The organism is Paenibacillus sp. FSL M7-0134, from assembly GCF_038007865.1.
GTDB lineage: Bacteria > Bacillota > Bacilli > Paenibacillales > Paenibacillaceae > Paenibacillus > Paenibacillus polymyxa_B.
Genome location: NZ_JBBOXV010000001.1, coordinates 3,166,804 through 3,185,719, shown reverse-complemented (window position 1 = coordinate 3,185,719; position 18,916 = coordinate 3,166,804). Strand labels below are relative to the sequence as shown.

15 protein-coding genes are annotated in these 18,916 nt (G+C 47.8%); all 15 read right to left on the bottom strand.

Going from position 1 to position 18,916, the window contains the following annotated elements:
• Positions 1–15: 15 nt before the first annotated feature.
• Positions 16–429, bottom strand: coding sequence for a MerR family transcriptional regulator (locus NSQ58_RS14275; protein WP_007430683.1), 414 nt, complete (start codon positions 427–429; stop codon positions 16–18).
• An 83-nt stretch (positions 430–512) separates the two neighbouring features.
• Positions 513–1,766 (bottom strand): methionine gamma-lyase family protein, encoded by a 1,254-nt coding sequence (locus NSQ58_RS14270; RefSeq protein WP_053325618.1) that lies wholly within the window; start codon positions 1,764–1,766, stop codon positions 513–515.
• 111 nt (positions 1,767–1,877) lie between these two features.
• Positions 1,878–3,164, bottom strand: a complete 1,287-nt coding sequence (hflX, locus tag NSQ58_RS14265) for a GTPase HflX (protein ID WP_264453672.1) — start codon at positions 3,162–3,164, stop codon at positions 1,878–1,880.
• 113 nt (positions 3,165–3,277) lie between these two features.
• Positions 3,278–4,261, bottom strand: coding sequence for an AAA family ATPase (locus NSQ58_RS14260; protein WP_025718768.1), 984 nt, complete (start codon positions 4,259–4,261; stop codon positions 3,278–3,280).
• Positions 4,262–4,376: 115 nt separating this feature from the next.
• Positions 4,377–5,072 (bottom strand): YdcF family protein, encoded by a 696-nt coding sequence (locus NSQ58_RS14255; RefSeq protein WP_339200253.1) that lies wholly within the window; start codon positions 5,070–5,072, stop codon positions 4,377–4,379.
• Positions 5,069–5,626 carry a DUF402 domain-containing protein gene (locus NSQ58_RS14250; protein ID WP_013310580.1) on the bottom strand — a complete coding sequence of 186 codons (558 nt, stop codon included), beginning with the start codon at positions 5,624–5,626 and terminating at the stop codon, positions 5,069–5,071. Before NSQ58_RS14250 ends, NSQ58_RS14255 begins: the two co-directional genes overlap by 4 nt.
• 164 nt (positions 5,627–5,790) lie before the next feature.
• Positions 5,791–8,451 carry a PBP1A family penicillin-binding protein gene (locus NSQ58_RS14245; protein WP_339200254.1) on the bottom strand — a complete coding sequence of 887 codons (2,661 nt, stop codon included), beginning with the start codon at positions 8,449–8,451 and terminating at the stop codon, positions 5,791–5,793.
• Between the two features lie 190 nt (positions 8,452–8,641).
• Positions 8,642–8,887, bottom strand: coding sequence for an RNA chaperone Hfq (gene hfq / locus NSQ58_RS14240; protein ID WP_023989043.1), 246 nt, complete (start codon positions 8,885–8,887; stop codon positions 8,642–8,644).
• Positions 8,888–8,907: 20 nt separating this feature from the next.
• A complete protein-coding gene (gene miaA / locus NSQ58_RS14235) occupies positions 8,908–9,888 on the bottom strand; it encodes a tRNA (adenosine(37)-N6)-dimethylallyltransferase MiaA (protein ID WP_220025261.1) in 981 nt (326 codons plus the stop codon).
• On the bottom strand, positions 9,872–10,723 hold the full coding sequence (locus NSQ58_RS14230) for a class I SAM-dependent methyltransferase (protein ID WP_339200255.1): 852 nt from the start codon (positions 10,721–10,723) through the stop codon (positions 9,872–9,874). The genes miaA and NSQ58_RS14230 overlap by 17 nt, the downstream gene beginning before the upstream one ends.
• Before the next feature lie 12 nt (positions 10,724–10,735).
• A complete protein-coding gene (gene mutL, locus NSQ58_RS14225) occupies positions 10,736–12,910 on the bottom strand; it encodes a DNA mismatch repair endonuclease MutL (RefSeq protein ID WP_339200257.1) in 2,175 nt (724 codons plus the stop codon).
• 63 nt (positions 12,911–12,973) lie between these two features.
• Entirely contained in the window at positions 12,974–15,793 is a 2,820-nt protein-coding gene (gene mutS / locus NSQ58_RS14220; protein WP_339200258.1) for a DNA mismatch repair protein MutS, read from the bottom strand.
• A 110-nt stretch (positions 15,794–15,903) separates the two neighbouring features.
• Positions 15,904–17,139 carry a putative amidoligase domain-containing protein gene (locus tag NSQ58_RS14215; protein WP_339200259.1) on the bottom strand — a complete coding sequence of 412 codons (1,236 nt, stop codon included), beginning with the start codon at positions 17,137–17,139 and terminating at the stop codon, positions 15,904–15,906.
• Between the two features lie 121 nt (positions 17,140–17,260).
• On the bottom strand, positions 17,261–17,818 hold the full coding sequence (locus NSQ58_RS14210; protein WP_013310588.1) for an outer spore coat protein CotE: 558 nt from the start codon (positions 17,816–17,818) through the stop codon (positions 17,261–17,263).
• Between the two features lie 126 nt (positions 17,819–17,944).
• Entirely contained in the window at positions 17,945–18,841 is an 897-nt protein-coding gene (locus NSQ58_RS14205) for a LysR family transcriptional regulator (protein ID WP_341057615.1), read from the bottom strand.
• Between the last annotated feature and the right edge of the window lie 75 nt (positions 18,842–18,916).

Genomic DNA, 18,916 nt, shown 5'->3' with positions numbered 1-18,916 from the left:
AGGTAAGTCAAAGCATTATCTCTTATTGAAGAACCGTGATAATTCGCCTTGGATCAGGGATACCTGTCCTGGTCTTTTGCCTGCAACAAGTTGTTGTTTCAGCAAGCGGTGAAGCTGAGTATCGGACATTTCACGGCGTTTGACTTCCGTATCTGCTGTAATAACCGTAGCTTCCTCCGATTCCTTGGTAACCGGATTCATGACTTGTTTAATTCCCGCAATGTTAACACCCTTCTCGATCAACGCCTTAATTTCAAGCAGACGCTCTACGTCATTAAAAGAAAAAAGACGTTGGTTTCCCGATGTACGGGCAGGAACTATCAAGTTATGCTGTTCATAATAACGAATCTGACGTGCTGACAAGTCCGTTAGCTTCATGACAATACCTATTGGAAATAAGGCCATATTTCTGCGAATTTCGTCGCCCATTTGTCATCAACCTTCCAGTGATCTATTATTCACCTTATTGTACATTTAGCTGATGCAAAGTGTCAATGACATGTTAGAAAAACTCACAATAATTTACGTTCTTTCATCGTTTGCAGAGCCATAAGCACTCCAAATTTAACATGAGAGTAGGTTAAGCCCCCTTGCATGTAACCAATATAAGGCTCACGAATCGGAGCATCTGCGGATAGTTCCAAACTTCCCCCTTGTATGAACGTACCTGCAGCCATGATAACTGGATGCTCATAACCCGGCATATCCCACGGCTCCGGCACCACATGGCTATCCACGGCAGCCGCACGCTGAATGCCCTGTACAAAAGCAATTAGATGCTCTGGTCCACTAAAAGAAATAGCCTGAATCAAATCTGTACGCTCTTCATGCCAGGCAGGTTTGGTCTCAAATCCCATCTCCTCAAAGACCGCAGCTGCGAATACGCTCCCTTTAACCGCTTGCCCAACCAGTGTTGGAGCAAGGAATAGTCCCTGAAATATGCCTCGTGTAGTACCTAGCATGGCACCTACTTCTCCACCGATTCCAGGTGCAGTTAATCGGTAGGATGCTAGCTCTACATACTTTTGTTTGCCGGAGATATATCCACCCGTTTCTGCAATGCCACCACCGGGATTTTTAATCAACGAACCTGCCATCAAATCGACACCTACCTGAGTAGGTTCCAGCTTCTCGGTAAATTCACCGTAGCAATTGTCAACAAAGACAATGACGTCAGGTTTTATTTCCTTCACACGTGCTGTCATTTCTTCAATATCTGCTACACTAAACGAAGCTCTCCAATCATAACCGCGTGAACGCTGAATACCGATCACTTTGGTATTGGCATGGATCGCAGCCTCCACCGCTTCCCAGTCCACTTTACCTTCCTCTGTCAGTGCGGTTTCTCCATAAGTAACACCAAAATCCTGCAAAGATCCTGTTCCATCGCCGGGCTTACCAATCACTTTGTGGAGGGTATCATAAGGTCTCCCAGTAATGTACAACAGTTCATCCCCTGGACGCAGCACACCAAATAAAGCAGTGGCAATTGTATGAGTACCCGAGGCAAAATGCGGACGCACCAACGCTGCCTCCGCACCGAACACATCCGCATAGACTTCTTCCAGCACCTCACGTCCCCGGTCATTGTAAGCATATCCCGTAGAACCCGCAAAGTGAAAATCGCTCACTTGCTTCCGCTGGAATGCCTGAATTACCTTCCACTGATTTGAATCTACAATATGATCTATGTGCTGTATACGTTCTTGTATTTTATGTTCTGCAGTTTCCTGAATTTTCTGAATTTCTGGACTAAAAACTACCATTTACCTTCTTGACCCTCTCTCTTACGCAGCCTTAAGCTATTCATGTTATATTATTGTTCACTTTGAACGATGAGCATTTTCATTTTATTGACCCAAAAACATCATTAGATGTTAACCTTCTGTGAACTCGCTAAGTGCATGACCGTACTTTTCGTACTCGCCTCTTTGAATCTCAACCTCATAAATGACATCATTGCCATCATACTCTGTCAGCAGTACATCTCCGATTCGATAAAGCACCGAGGTTAAATCTCCACGTTCCGCGGGAATGCGAAATCTCAGCGTATCCCCACTCAGATGCTCTTGAATCAGTTCACGAATGCGCAGCAAATCCCCTTCATCAAAAGCACTAATTTTCAAATAGCCCTCCCCAGAAGGAAGCATTTCCAGTTGCTCAGGGGTACAGGCATCTTTTTTGTTAAATAATACGATCTGAGGCTTGTCCGCAGCCCCTAGCTGCTGCAAGATCGTCTCTACAACTTTCATCTGTTCGTCTCGCATATCCGAGGAAGCGTCCACGACATGCAAAATGAGATGAGCCTCATTCGCCTCCTCCAAAGTAGCCCGGAAGGAAGCAACCAAATCATGAGGAAGATTTTGGATAAAACCAACTGTATCCGTAAGAATAATTTCTTTTCCACTCGGTAGCTCCATTGTTCTGGAGGTAGGATCCAGCGTCGCAAACAGTTGGTTCTCAATATATACATCGGCTGCTGTCAGTTGCTTCAACAGCGTCGATTTGCCCGCATTGGTATAGCCAACAAGTGCAACCTGAACAATACCGCTCTTTTGTCTGCGCTCCCTGTGCAAATACCGGTGACGAGTCACTTCCTCCAGTTGGCGTTTCAGATCACTGATTCGGTCACGAATATGACGACGGTCTGTCTCCAGCTTGCTTTCACCAGGACCACGTGTTCCGATTCCGCCACCGAGACGCGAGAGATTTTTGCCATGTCCAGACAAACGGGGGAGTAAATATGACAACTGCGCCAGTTCAACCTGAATAATACCTTCCCGTGTTTTTGCACGTTGAGCAAAAATGTCCAGAATCAACTGTGTCCGGTCAATAATTTTGAGATCCAGACTTTCTTCCAGATTCCGTACTTGGGCCCCCGAGAGCTCCTGATCAAAAATAGCTGTATTCGCTCCCAATTCTTCAGCAACTGCACGCAATTCCTCTACTTTTCCTTTGCCAATAAACCATTTTGAATCCTTGGCTTCCTTATTCTGTGTCAGGACGCTCAGTACTTCAACTCCCGCTGTCTCAGCCAATTTCACCAGCTCATCCAACGAGTATTCCGTATTGATGCCAGATCGTTTGACTTCATCCGTAATCAGACTGACCAGTACCGCCTTGTCCTGCATTTCAGTTTGTGTATCATGAGTGGAGTTCGCCATATTGTTTGCTCCTTTATTTTCATGTCAACTCTCGAACAGAGACCGACCTGATGTTCAGGCCGGCCCCCGTTCGATGTCATACCATTCGATGTGATTCAGATTCCTATTATCGCCTATCTTTTGTCCATTTTCAAATCCTCTGGACGCAGCGTCATCAATTCCTGCTTGCCGGGTTGCCCGCTCCGGTACTGATTGAGCAACCTGACAGCTTGGTGCCGAATCGCTTTTTCAATCACGTTACGAACATAGCGTGCATTACTAAATGCATGAAGACTGTCATTACGCTCGTTTAGCAAATGCTCCTTCATTTTAATTATGGACTGAGGCATGAGAATATAATCCCGCTCCTTGGCCATCATCTCGGAAATTTGGATAAGCTGATCTACAGTATAATCAGGAAAATCCAACTGGATTGGAAAGCGAGAAGGAAGACCAGGATTCGTTCGTAAAAAAAAGTCCATTTCTCCCGAGTATCCAGCGAGAATCAAAATAAATTGATTTTTTTGGTCTTCCATGGACTTTACCAAGGTATCAATCGCTTCTTTTCCAAAATCCTTTTCCCCTCCGCGTGCCAAACTGTAAGCCTCATCAATGAACAACACGCCGCCAAGAGATTTCTTTACCAGATCTCGCGTTTTCTGTGCAGTGTGCCCAATATACTCACCGACCAGATCAGCCCTCTCCACCTCAATCAGATGACCTTTGCTCAGTACCCCCATTTTTTGCAGCATTTTAGCGATAATGCGGGCTACTGTCGTTTTCCCCGTACCTGGATTTCCTTTGAAAATCATGTGATATACGTGTGCATTGCTCAACAATCCCGCATCCGTGCGCATATGGGCGATTTGCAAAAAGGCATATACCTCAAATACCAGGTCTTTGATGTTATCCAAGCCGACGAGATGATCGAGTTCTTTCTGAATTTCCTGATAAAGACTGAGATACTGCGGTAGCGCCTGTGACTTGGTTGAAGCCACTGCTTCCGTCTCGTCCACAGTCACCGAAGCTATCGGCTCCGGGCTACGCAGCACGACATTAATTTGTCTGGAAGGTCTCTCCTCCGACCGCTTGCCCGCGGCGATTCCCCGTCCGTTCATGCATCCATCACCTCAACATTTCTTCAGGCACAGCTTACCCTATTAATGTATTCGGTCTGGCATGTCCTTATTAGCATAAAAGCAACGGGAACGTGCACAAAGCCTTTTCTTAAATTCAGGCAACCCAAGTTTGAGCGCTGATCCACCACCGTTGCAGCGTCCATTTAGCGTATGCCAATACTTCTCTTGATTGATGAATTGGCATATTCAGCACTTTGGATTCCGTCAGAGCCATCTGAGGATGATCAAAATTCAAGAATTGAGCAATCTCCATCGCCCGAGGGCCATGATAGCTATGTGTAATGATCACGGTGGAGGTCCATCCATATTCCTTCATAATGCGCTGGCTATAGAGCAGATTTTCGTAAGTACTGGTCGCATGGTTTTCCAACACAATATGCTGTACAGAGACCCCTTTACCTACCAAATAGCGTTGCATGCCCTCAGCCTCCGTATACGGAAAATCTGGTTTATCCAGTCCCCCACTTACAATTAGACGCTGTACCGTCCCGTTGCGGTATAAGTGCAGGGCTTCTTCCAGCCTTTCCTTCAATCCAGGGCTGGGCTCAGCTCCCCACATAGAAGCACCTAGTACGATACCAATTTGCACTTGCTGGAGCGGAGTGGTAGAGGCAGCCGTATTCATGTTCCACACTCGGATACCTGCCCATACCAATCCGACCAAAATGAAAATCATCAAACAAAGTACAAGACGCTTGGATACCATAGATATTTTCTTAAGGCGACTCTGCCTGCTTTTCAACTCAGGACGTTTGGGCCCAGTGTCTTTAATCCACTGCAAAACTTTCACCGTTCTCTCTTGAAATCACCGTTGTGAAACCATTCTGCCCGGTGTTTCAGTGACATTTTAAAATAGGGGAACACGTGGGCATCTATCTGATGTAACACATCAGCCGCTGTACGGTTAGCCAATTCTGCCTCTTGCGTTGAGATATGCCCCCGTTGTAACGCCTCCTCCAATTCATCCTCATCCACTAGGAAGATTTCACCGTTTTTAAGCACCACAACATCTAAATACAAATCGTCAAACCAAGGGACTCCTTGATCGGTCACACCCTGATTTCGGCAGGTATCAATATACCATTCAACGATTTGCTCCCGATTATCAAACATAGCAGTCACCACGTAGTGCTCACCTTTTGGATAATATTGCAGCCAGGAATATCCTTTATCGGCTATGCAAAACGTATGACCACCGTAACTTTTCCATAACGGCTCCTTGAGACTCAAAATTGTATACAGGGTCACATATCCTGTAAACGCGTCACTTTCTACATACCGGCAAGCAAACTTGCGATTGGTGATTCTGCGCCAGTTGGCCCGGTCTCCGAATTTGCGCTTCATAAATGATGTTCCTCTCCAACATTGGTAAAACCAGCTTACCATATTTAAACTGTACACTCAAAAAGAACCCCTTTAAAACAGCAAAAAAGGTATTCTCAGACCAGTTCACGGACTGAGAATACCTTTGATTTGAAACAAATTCAACTTGCATAAAGCAATACTTGCTAATTCCGATTGTGACGTCCACGATTGGAGTTCGAATGACCGTTGGAATTGCCTTCTTGAGTCCCATCCGTTGTGACTTCAGTCGTAGATGCATCCGTGTTTTCTGGATTTACCATAGTATCTTCATCAGAAATACCTGCATCCGGTGTAGTAGTCTGACCATTTCCCTGATTAGTATCGTTTCCATTGCCGGAATTACCACTATTGTTACCTGTGCCTCCAGCACCATTCCCATTAGTATCCCCAGGAGATGCCGGAACCTGACCTAAGCCATTATTGTTATTGATACCGCCAGGAGTTGTATTTCCCTGATCTGTACCGTTTTGTCCGTCTGTAGCCCCGCCATTATCCGGTAAGGTTCCATTCTCGTTTGGATCAGTCCCTGGCTGTGGATCAACCGGAGTAGTCTCTGCCGGAATTTCCACACGGATCGTATTAGAAGCCTCGGATTCTTTACCATCCGCCCCATAAGCTACTACATAATATTCATACGTGTTTCCAGCTATAGGAGACGTGTCTTCACCACTCGTGCCCTTCATAGCCTCCATGATTGCCGCAAAGCCTGTATCGGAAGTCCCTTTGCGATACACGCGGTATTGTACATTATCCCCCGTAGCCGCAGTCCAAGATAACGATACAATTTGGGTGTCCTGACTATAAGACCCGCTCAGTCCGCTCGGAGCGGTAGCCTGAACCGGCTCTTCTGGCTTCTGCTCAACTGGTGGTTCATATCCCTTCGGCTCGCTGAATTGCGTAACCGGGTGTCCCTTGAGAGCTTCACCCATGACCCTTCCGAAAAAGGCTGCCGACTGCCCACTGTAGTTTCTCAGCATATGCTTGCTGTCCGGCTTGTCATAACCCATCCATACCGCTCCGGTATATTCCGGTGTATAACCGACAAACCAGATGTCCCGGTTACCACTGTTACCGCTAATCCCACTTTGGGTCGTACCCGTTTTACCAGCTACAGGCCAGTCAATACGTGCTTTGCGACCTGTACCGCTATTGACTACATTTTGCATCATTTGTGTCATTTCATAAGCCGTTTTTTCACTCATTACAGATTTAGTTTCCTCTTCATGAGTATAAACAACTTGATCATCACTATTGTTAATTTGCTTAATAGAATAAGCTTTTTGGAATTGTCCTTTATTAGCAAAAGCGCTGTACGCCTGCGCCATTTCAAGGGTATTCGTTCCTTTGCTTAATCCACCCAATGCGATAGCAAGTGAGTGATCATTTTTGTCCATCGGAATTCCTACGCTCTCGGCAAATTGAACCCCTTTTTCCACACCGATTTGATTCAGCAACCATACAGGCGGAATATTTTCAGATTTCGTAATGGCGTCGAGCATGCTGATGGTCGACGAGTAACCATGCAAGTTTTTCGGACTGTATCCGTTAAAACTCTGGCGTTCGTTACTCAAAGGGGTATCCATCGTAAACTTACCGGATTCAAGAGCTGGCGCATAGGCTACAATCGGCTTAAAGGCCGATCCTGGCTGTCTGCGGCTCTGTGTCGCACGATTGAAGGTTCCCTTTTTGTAATCCCGTCCGGGTGCCATCGCGGCAATTCCACCTGTCTGGTTGTTAATAATGACCATCGAGGCTTGAACAGGCTGATCGTCCGGACTTTTTTCGAACATGTCATCATCTGCCATCGCCTGATCCAGCGCATTTTGAGCCTGGGCATCCATTGTGGTATGAATTTTATAACCACCAATAATCAGATCATTACCGCTAACTCCTGGCAACGCATCCTCTGCCTCATCCATGACGTATTCCATAAAATTTTGATACTTTTGAACTTTTTCCGGCTGTTTGTAATCGTAATTTACAGCCTTGGCCTCTTCCATCTCCTGCTTTCCAATCATTCCCTGCTCAAACATCAGCTGGAGAACCACAGCACGCCGGGCCTTTGAGTTTTCTGGGTTACTAATCGGATTATACTTGGATGGCCCTTTTGGAATAGCTGCCAGTGTAGCGACCTGCCACAATTTTAATTTATTCAAATCCGTTTGCCCAAAATAGCCTTCCGACGCTGCCTTAATTCCAGAATACGAGCGTCCAAACCAAATCCGGTTCAGGTAGAGTGTAATAATTTCATCTTTAGTCAAATTCCGCTCCAGCGCCATTGCGATGGATACCTCTGTCGCTTTACGGAAAAAGGTTTTGTCACGTGTCAAAAACAAGTTTTTGGCCAGCTGCTGAGTCAGCGTACTGCCACCCTCCACTGCCGAACGGGCCACGATATCCTTAACGGCTGCCCGGCCGATAGACCAAATATCAACCCCTTGATGCTCCATAAAACGCTTATCCTCGGTTGCGATAAATGCTTTTTTGAGCAGCGGTGGAATTTCTTCACTTTTGACAGGATCGCTTTTTTGCACAGACAACTCACCCATGAGCACACCGTTGCGGTCATAAACCTTCGATGTCTCGTTCACTGTAATTTTGTCCTTGTTGGCTTTGTAAATTTTTTCGCCATTAACCATGACAAATAAGTATCCACCAAGTGCGCAAAATATGGCTAACGCCGCTGTAATAAATAGCGTCCACCCCACTCGCTTACCTGTTATTTTCTTTTTCTTGCCCTTCGGCTTCTCTTTAGATGTGTTTCTATTGCGATTGCCGGATCTGGACAATGAATCGTTTGGCATTCCCCTGACTCCCTTTCGCGAATAATCATATGATACCTAACATAAGCTTAAAGCTTGCTGTCGGCAGCATGAAAGTAAACGGAATGAAAAGAACAACCCTGATCAGGTTGCTCCCGGTCACATTCCTATACAGTTAGACGAGACGGGCGCCTGAAAAGTTTCATGAACCCGGGCGACCGTCAAGCCGTAATCAGTTATCGCTAGCGTTATCCTGTTGCTGTACAAGCGATACATTGCGTTGCGGTGTAAAGGTGGAGATGGCATGCTTGTAAATCAGCTGTTGCTTTCCATCCGAGTCGATAACAATCGTAAAATTGTCAAATGCTTTAATCGTCCCTCGCACCTGAAATCCATTGATGAGGTATACCGTTACAGGTATAGAATCCTTGCGCAATTGATTCAGAAACGTATCTTGGATATTAATGGACTTGTTCATTTTAGCCGTACCCCCAATAATCATTTGGATTGTTTTGAAGTATATTCAAGGTCTGTCCGGAACTTTCCTGCTATAATTTCGTGTATTCGGGCTGCATGAGCAGAAAAATTTCCGAAATCAGTGACATCTACCCACTGGATATCCTTCATATGGCGAAACCACGAGAGCTGTCGCTTCGCAAAATGACGCGTATCCCGTTTTAGCCAAGTCACCGCCTCTTCCAAAGACACTTCTCCCCGCAGGTAGGAGGATATCTCTTTATAGCCTAGACCTTGCATGGAGATGGCATCGCTTCGCACTCCCCGTTCCATTAAGGAGGTTACCTCAGCAACAAGCCCTTGATCGAGCATCCCGTCAATTCGGTCTTCAATACGTTTATATAGCATTTGCCTATCCATTGTCAAACCTACAATGCAGAGTTGGTAGGGAGATTCCTTTTTTTGACTGGCAAGTTGAGAGCTAAGTGTCGTTCCGCTAACATGGTAAATTTCCAGTGCCCGAACGACACGACGACGATCATTAGGATGCAAACGAAGTGCACTTTCGGGATCAACCGCCTGTAGTCGCGCATGAAGCGCCTCAGCTCCAAACTGTTCGGCATAGTCAAGCTGTTCCTGACGAAAAGCTTCGTCAGCCCCTACCTCGGAAAACTGGTATTCATAGCAGACTGATTCTACATATAAACCTGTTCCGCCTACGATAAACGGTAGCTTTCCTCTAGATTGAATATCAGGTATGAGACGACGACAGTCTTCCTGAAATTGGGCTACTGAATATGGGTATTCAGGCTCATGAATATCAATTAAATGGTGCTTGATTCCTTCCATTTCCTGTTCGGAAATTTTGGCGGTTCCAACGTCCATATGACGGTATACCTGCATGGAATCCCCGGAAATAATTTCTGCGTCAAATTGTCGAGCCATCTCGATGCTTAGTTTCGTCTTGCCAACCGCAGTCGGGCCAACAAGAACAAGTAGTTTAGGCTTAGGTGCCACTGTCAATATCAATCACTCCGTACACTGTTTTCGTTGTGCCCCGCTGCTCCACACGGAAGCCGAGACGGGCAAATTCCCCGCTACCCCGTTTTTCTTTTAATACAATTGTTTTTCGTGCAATCCGTTTCGCATGAATAATACTTTCCTCACTCAACGCGTCTGGGTTAGCCAACCCTCTCAATGGACCGATTGCGCTGGAATCGAGCAACGGATCACGGAACATGGGGTCAAAATAAATAATATCTATACTGCGATCCGGCAAACTACACAAATAGTCCAAATGATGACCAAAACGAACGTCAATGTTGGAAAAGGCCTGATCTACTTCAGCGTTGCCGGAACGGTAATGCCTCATTCCATCCTTGATTAAAGCATAGACGGGGAAAGAACTCTCCACAGCCGTGACTTGTCCAGAGCTTCCCGTTCCAATTGAAAATAGAAGAGAATCCGTACCAAGTCCTGCGGTGCAATCCAGCACAGTATCACCCGGGACGATCCGGGCAGCCGTCAACATCGGGTCAGGTTCACCCTTTAATACTCGTTTGGCGCGAATGAAGCCCATACTCGGGTGAAAAACCATCGGTGATTGTTCTGGACTAATCAGCCTCACTCCGCCCTGCACCAGAACCAACGCTTGACGGACTCTGTGAGCCGCAATTAGCTTAGCTACCGATATGCCACGACGAGGGGCATACAGCACCCCTAACTCGGCTGCAAGCAGCTTCGCTCGCTCCATAACCTCTGCCGAGGGGGAATCCCCTGTCGTGACCAGTAATTCGACTTGCTTCTCCCGTAGCCTCGACCGCTCTTCTTCTTCACGGTTTTCCCGATCCTGCAACATATATATACTCCCTTACATTACTCTTTTAAACAGCTTCTCTAAATCATATGTGGAAAAGGAAACCACAATAGGTCGCCCATGAGGGCAAGTATATGGTTGTTTGCATGCTGCCAAACGCTCTAGCAGCACGATAGCCTGTCGGTCAGTCAGCTTCTGGTTTGCTTTAATCGAAGCCCGGCAGGAGCACATGATTGAGGCTGCTTCCCGCAGCTTAGCAAGATCAATGGCTCTTTCCTCCAGCACCCATCCGGCCATTTCCTCAATGACATCCGCTTCTTCCCCTTGGGGAAGCCAGTACGGGTAAGAGCTGACACGGAAGGTTTGACCGCCAAAATGCTCCAAATACACCCCCGCCTGTTCAAACCAGTGCAGCCTTGTTTTCAACTTTTCCGTCTCGGAAGGCGTAAAATCCAGTGTAATTGGCAGTAGCAGTTCCTGCGATACTGACGCAGGATTGCCGAATTTTTCATAATAAAATTCATAATTCACCCGTTCATGCGCGGCATGTTGATCAATTAAATACAAGCCCTGGTCGTTCTGCGCAATCAGATATGTCCCATGGTGCTGACCGATTAAATTCAGTTCAGGAAAAGTGGGCAACTCTGGAGCTTCTCCCGACACCGCTGCCAATTGCTCGGCATCTAGGCGTTGCTGGCGCGGCTTCTGATCCGCGAAATGACGGGAATCCGTAGCGTGTCCCGCAATCGGCGGCATAGAAGATGGGTAAGCAGCAGAAGCAGCCGTTTCCTGTATCCCTCCACTGTATAAGGAAGATGTGCCTATTGCGGCACTATCTCCTTCGGACGACTGTACAGTCGCTCCATCAGGGAGCGGCACGTCCCCTCCAACTTCACTCCCGCTGTTTTCTTCTACAAAATCTGCATCCAGTTCATCATCACTAATACTTTTACCTGAAAGGTTGTTTGCCCGTCCAATGACTGAGAGGCTATCCCTGCTCGGACGTTGCTCACGCTCCTGGCTACCTCTGTTATTCTCTTCGTTTCTGTTCAAGTAATTGGATTGGCGCGGTACCTGGCTCTCCGGCGAAGTCACGGAAAGTGGCAGTGCTCCCCCCCGGTCTTTGCCGGAAGGAGCATCCCCTTCCGCACCATTTCCCTTCGAGAAGTGAAACTGCTCCTGCACAAACGAGCCACTGTCCTTGCCACCGATCTCGCGCTTGACTGCCTTCGGAATCAGCACTTGCTGCCCTAAAACAGCTTTTACCGAATCTTCAACCAGCTGAAACAGTTCAGCTTCTTTGCTGAACCTTACCTCCAGCTTGGCAGGATGAACGTTAACATCCACCAAAGAAGGATGCATTTCCAGTTGGATCACAGCCAGCGGAAAACGATTGATCGGCAACAAGGTATGATACGCCTTGAGCAACGCCTGATTGAGCCCGTAGCTTCGCACAAAACGTCCATTCACTACCGTCGAGATCGCATTTCGATTTGATCTCGTCCACTCTGGACGGCTGACATAGCCGCTAATTCGATAATCGAGGCTCTCTCCTTCCAGCAGCAGCATGGATTTCGCCGCAGAAGTTCCGTAAATAGCAGCAATCACCTGCAGCAAATCACCATTACCCAGCGTTTGCAGCAATGTATTGCCATTATGCCGCAATGTGAAGGCTACTTCTGGATGCGAAAGCGCCATTCGATACAATACATCCGAAATGTGTCCCAGCTCGGTCTGGATTGTTTTCATATATTTCAGCCGTGCAGGTGTATTATAAAACAGCTCCCGTACGGTAAAATCCGTCCCTTGTCTACTAGCAGCATCCTCGTGAAGCAACAGCTTACCGCCCTCAATCACTAATTTACGGGCACGTCCGTCATCTCCGGCTGCTGTAAGCAACTCTACTTTCGATACAGCCGCAATACTTGGCAACGCCTCTCCTCGGAAGCCGAGACTTGTGATCTGAAACAGGTCGCGACCATGTCCAATTTTGCTTGTCGCGTGCCGATAGAATGCCGTCTCCACATCTTCAGGCTCAATGCCACTTCCATTATCCGTCACCCGGATACTTTGCAGGCCGCCCTCTTCTACCCATACGTCCACCCGCGTACCGCCTGCATCAATCGCATTTTCCACCAGCTCCTTCACGACGGAGGCTGGACGTTCTACGACCTCACCGGCAGCAATCTGGTTCGCAATATGTTCATCCAGTACCCGAATTTTAGACATCCTTTTAACCTCCTCCTGACTTCAAAGTGTGATGAAAAATAAGAATAATGTCACTTATTTTAACTACAGGCCATTGGCCTTGTTTTTAAGATCATTTAATAGCTGCATTGCCTGTAAAGGAGTCATATTCATGACATCAGCATTTTTCACCTTGCGCAAAATTTGGCGCACAATCGGATTAGCCTCTACTGTCTCTGCGTGTGGCTTGGAGGCGGCAAGCTCCTGCTCTCCGAAAATGGACAGCTGTACCACTTCGGTTGCTCCTTGCTCCAACGTGCTGAAAGTTTCCACCGTCTGCAGAGTATCTTCTTTTACCAGGGTGGCCTGCTGTGATAAAGACTGAGCTGATGATGCAGTTTCTCCGCTTTCTCGCAATGTCTGGCCTGAATTATATTCGGTCAAAGAAGAAATATCTTCTGTCCCTGAAACTGTACGAAGATCAGTCCCTTCCTTCCCTCCTACTACTGTCTCGGTACCTGCCGTTACTTGAGCCGCTGCCTGTTCAAAACCATTCAGCAGTCCATTCGCTCGCTCAATAATGTTATTGGGCAAACCTGCAAGCCGAGCACAATAAATACCATAGCTACTGCTAGCCGCTCCCGGTATGAGCTTGCGCAAGAAATTCACCTTGTCGCCGCTTTCCTGCACAGCCATAGAGTAATTTCGCAGCGAAGACAGGCCTTGCTCCAAATGCGCCAGCTCATGGAAATGCGTGGATACCAGTGCCTTACAGCCGATCGTGTCATGGACAAATTCGATGACTGCCTGTGCAATTGCCATTCCTTCACTGGTGGACGTACCTCGTCCCAGTTCATCAATAATGATCAAGCTTCGCGGAGTTGCCTTGTCCGTCATTACTTGGATATCTGCCATTTCGACCATAAACGTACTCTGCCCGCCGATGAGATCATCCGCCGCGCCGATCCGTGTGAAAATGCGATCCAGCATTGGCACCTTGGCACGTGCAGCAGGGACAAAGCAGCCAATTTGAGCCATAATTGCAATAAGTGCAACCTGACGCATATACGTACTTTTCCCAGCCATGTTCGGCCCAGTGATAAGTAGAATATGCGCATCGGCTTCCTCCAACACCGTGCTGTTTGCGATAAAACCGCCATCTTTCATTACGGCTTCCACCACGGGATGGCGCCCCTGCTCGACTACGAAATCATATCCTGTAGTCAGCTCAGGTTTCACAAATCCCCGTTCCGAGCTAACCGAAGCCAGCGACTGATACACGTCAATTTCAGCAACTTGTTCTGCCAGCTTTTGCAAACGTGGAATTTCAGCGTTCAGTTTACTGCGAAGCTCGGTGAAAAGCGTGTACTCCAGATCAACCATTTTATCCTCGGCTTCCAGAATTAGAGATTCCTTTTCCTTCAACTCCGGTGTAATATACCGTTCCGCATTCGCTAGCGTCTGTTTGCGTTCATATCGACCTTCTGGTAATGAAGCCAAATTGGATTTGGTCACTTCGATATAATAACCAAATACTTTGTTGTATCCAATCTTAAGTGACCGAATGCCGGTTGCTGCACGTTCCTTGGCCTCTAGCTCAGCGATCCAACGCTTACCGTTCACACTCGCCTCGCGCAGTTCGTCCAGACGCTGATGGTAGCCTTCCTTAATAAGACCTCCATCCCTTACGGAAATCGGCGGTTCATCCGCCACCGCTTCCTCAATCAACGCACACAGGTCTGTACAGCTATCCAGCATTTGTGCAATTCGTCTCAGCGTCTTCGAAGGAGATTCAGCGCACAATTCGCGTAAAGACGGAATTCGGGCCAGCGACAGCTTGAGGGCGATCAGATCACGTGCATTAGCACTGCCAAAGGCGATCCGTCCAACCAGACGCTCCAGATCATAAATCTCTTTAAGCTGAGCACGTACATCCTCTCGGAAAATAAACTGGTGATATAGCTTGTCCACCGCCTCCAAGCGCTCCTCAATAAGACTGCTGCTCAACAACGGCTTGTCAATCCAACGACGCAACAGACGCGCTCCCATGGATGTCTCTGTGCGATCCAACAGCCACAGCAGCGAGCCTTTCTTGGAGCGTTCACGTACCGTCTCCACCAGTTCCAGATTCCGGCGGGTAAATGGATCCAGAATCATAAAATGGTTTGGCTCATATACCGAGATTTGGGTCAATTGGCCTAACGATCTTTTTTGCGTTTCATTCAAATAGGAAATCAGGCGCGATACGCACCGTCTACGTTCCTCCGTAAGCCTTGCCCATGTGGCTTCGCCAAATTGATCCCGAACCAGATCATCCTTGGATTTGTCCCAAGCCGTATACACAACGCGCCGTCCAACGGGGGACATACGGGATGTCACAAAATCGAGCAGATGACCATCCCCCAACATTTCGGAAGGCTCATAAATGTTAATTTCATCTAGTAGCCATTCTTTCGAATCAGGCACAGAGGTCACATACAATTCACCTGTTGACAAGTCGCACGCCGCAAGTGCCAGCATCCCGTCCGTCTCTGTGACACATACCATGTAGTTGTTGGATTTGTCGCCCAGCACCTTGCCTTCCATTACCGTACCCGGGGTCACAACGCGGACAATATCCCGCCGCACCATCCCCTTCGTAGCTGAGGCTTCCTCCATTTGCTCACATATAGCCACTTTATAACCCTTCTCAATGAGGCGCTGTATGTAATTTTCCGCTGAATGATAAGGCACGCCGCACATCGGAATTTTTTCCGTGGCGCCACCCTCACGACCCGTAAGTGTAATTTCCAGCTCCTTGGATGCAAGAATTGCATCATCGAAAAACATCTCGTAAAAATCTCCCAGACGGAAAAATAAAAATGCATCTTTAGCCTGCTCTTTTATGGATAAATACTGCTCAATCATCGGTGTATATTTGGACATACCGTTTACTAACCCCCACACTTTGTTCCGTTTAAACTTATAATTATCTCTCATTATATCAAAAATGACAGTCGATAACATGAAACCATTCCTGGTGTCGACACTTGATTTTACGTAAGCTTCCAATACGGGCGCAAATCCCGTGATTCATCCCACTGTTTCCCCTTGCGGAGGCTGTCCAGCAATGGCGCTACATAAGCTTCATATTGCGAGTATATTTCCAGTGAAACCATGTCCAAAATTAGAGGTTCCATATACTCCTTAAGGACAAGTTGATTTCCTTCATAAAAGGCTCTGTGAGCCTCCTCCTCACCCAGCGGCCTACGTTGCAAACGCGGATATTGAGAGGCAATGAGAAACGCCATTCCAATCACACCTTTCGCCAGCTGTGGCGAGATAAGAAAACTGGGCAGTGTACGATATTCAAAGCCTCCATACGACTGACGGCGAAAATCACCTAAATTGCCATAATGCGGTCTGCGCCGAGCCGCACGCTTGTCTTCCAGTAGCGCTAAAGGCAGTGCCAAATAGTTATCCAGTGCCCGTAGCAAGGCACCGTTTAGCGAAACCCCGCTGAAATGCAGATGTCCGCCCAGCGGAAAACCCGGTTGCGGCATCCCCCCTGCCTGCCAGATGAGTGTGCGGTCGGCAATGCGCCGGGCTGCTGTTGCAAAAGCTTGACGCAGGTGCTTCAGCAGATGGGCCGGATCTCCACTCGGCGCAGGGCGAAGCTCAGCGACTGGATACAGTGTTCGTCCTCGACGAGTAACAGCATCGCAGCCGGCTATGCCGAGACGACCCAAATATCTTGAGGCCGGAACGACCCGTCCCTCGGGCATACGAACCAGCACAAATTCAGGGTCCATTCCGATGAGCAGTCGATCTCTCCCTCGTTGCGCTGAAAGATTCTCACCCTCAACATCCCCTTCGCGCGCAGCAATTTCATATAGCGTGGCCAAACGTCTATCGTTCAGCCATGGCTGTGCTGAGATTTCGCGCACCTGACAGTTGCGCTCCCCCAGCGGCGTCAGTACCACCTCACCACTGTCCAAACCCAGGGTGTACAACGCACGTACAGCCAGCCGCTCCATCCGGACATAGAGCGGTGAGTGTTGATCCAGTTCAGACAGATCGTATGCGCGGACTTTGGATGGGCCTTCGATGGCACGTCTACGAATTTCCAACACTCGCAGTTGATGGATTTGCACCGCGTAGCCTATCGCAAAATCTGCTATACTGCTATCCATCCACTGCACCGCTATGCCTGAACGCTCCAGTCTACGCTTTTTTTCATCATTTGGCATCTGTCTGAAGCGTATGAGCGACTGTCCCGGCTGCTGCATCATATTCCCCCCTACGGACTACGTACGGATTTCAACCCACAATAACAAAAAAGGAGGGCCTTTGCCCCCTGCGCAGAATCAGCCGGCGCAAAGAGTAAAGCGGCCCTCTTTTTGGTTACTTCTGTCAGAGCTCGTCGTCAATGAGGTCGGGGTCGAGCTCCTCATAGTCCCCCTCTTCCGCTCCAAAATCAAAGTCTTTGTCAAAATCATCGCTGCTACCATTCGGGAATACTTCTACAACAATCTTCGTTTCCGCCACCAGCTCCACCGCAAATTCCCGCTCGACCCGGATCATTACGCTGCCACCTCCAGAAGACACACTGGCCTCGACGCAACTCGGCTCCTGTGTAGCTTCGGCGGATACTTCCACTGTAGACGCCCGGTGCTTCGGATCAAGATACGAGAGCGGCACATTTTCCACGTACGACACCGTTTCCTTGGCCACATCGGTCTGCGAGTTTTTATCGTATGAGTACCAAATATTGATATCATACGTCCCGACGACCTCAATGCCGTCCCCCGCCGCCACAGCTTCATACTGGTGGTTAATAATCCATGCCCCTAAAATGCTCGTCGGATTATTCGGCGGAGTTACGGTATGGGTTACGGTAGAGAATCTGCGACCTTTACCACAGATCGCTTTGGTAATAATCTCTCTACGATTTTTATGACTTAATGCCATTCTTGAACCTCCTCCATACAATCAATCATTCCATACATATGTATGCAGGTTGTGGGCGAATGTTGAGTGAATAGGCGAAAAGGAAAAAATATTATTTGTATAAGCATATGCCGCGATGGCTTGAACTCATGCACGCCAATGTGTTACATGCTGCTCAACGATCTGTAAAAATTCACTAAGAGCCGGGGATTTCCACTTTTTCGTGTGATAGGCGACCTGAGTAGCCACCTGCTGTTCACTGTCATCCCAGGTTAAACGCGCCATTTTACCTTCTCGCAGCTCGTTTTGTACCGTTACCAGCGGAAGCAGCGCGATACCCAATCCAGCCATGACACACTGCTTGATGGCTTCAATACTCCAAAATTCCAGGCTAGGGTCTGAAAAAATACCGTGTTTATTCAAATACTGCTCAAAAAGGATACGGTACGTACATCCTGCCTCCGTATGCAAAATGGTTTCGTCTTTCAAGTCAGCAGGCTCTACCCGGGTATAGGTAACCAGCGAATGCTTAAGTGGAGCAACCAAGGCCATCGGCTCATGAATAAGCGTGGTGACATTCAGTTCTCTATCCTCCGTCTCAGGCTGAAGCAAAAAAGCCAAATCCAGCTCACCGGAGCGGATCAAATCGCGTAATTCCCAGCATTCGCCGGGTTTAAGGACAATTTTAACCTTCGGATACCGTTCTCTGTACTCACGGATCAGACTCGGTAGACGAAAAGCGGCCAGAGACTCTGGTGCTCCTATTTTCAGCGTGCCTGCCAATTCCGTTTCTGAACGAAGCGCATCCTTGGCCATAGCATGCATCTTGGAAATTTCCTGCGCATAGGGCAGCAAACGTCGTCCAGCATCCGTCAGCATGATTTTCTTGCCAATGCGATCAAAAAGCGGCGTACCCAACTCTGCCTCCAGCGTTTGAATTTGAGCAGTGATACTCGACTGTGCATAATCCAGTATACGCGCTGCTCGCGTAAAACTGCCTGCCTCAACTACATTTAAAAAGGTAAACAAATGCCGCGATTCCATAATCCGCTCCTTCAATCGGTTTTTCCGATGCAAGCAATCGTTATATTCCGTTTTTCCGATAGATTGATTATCTGA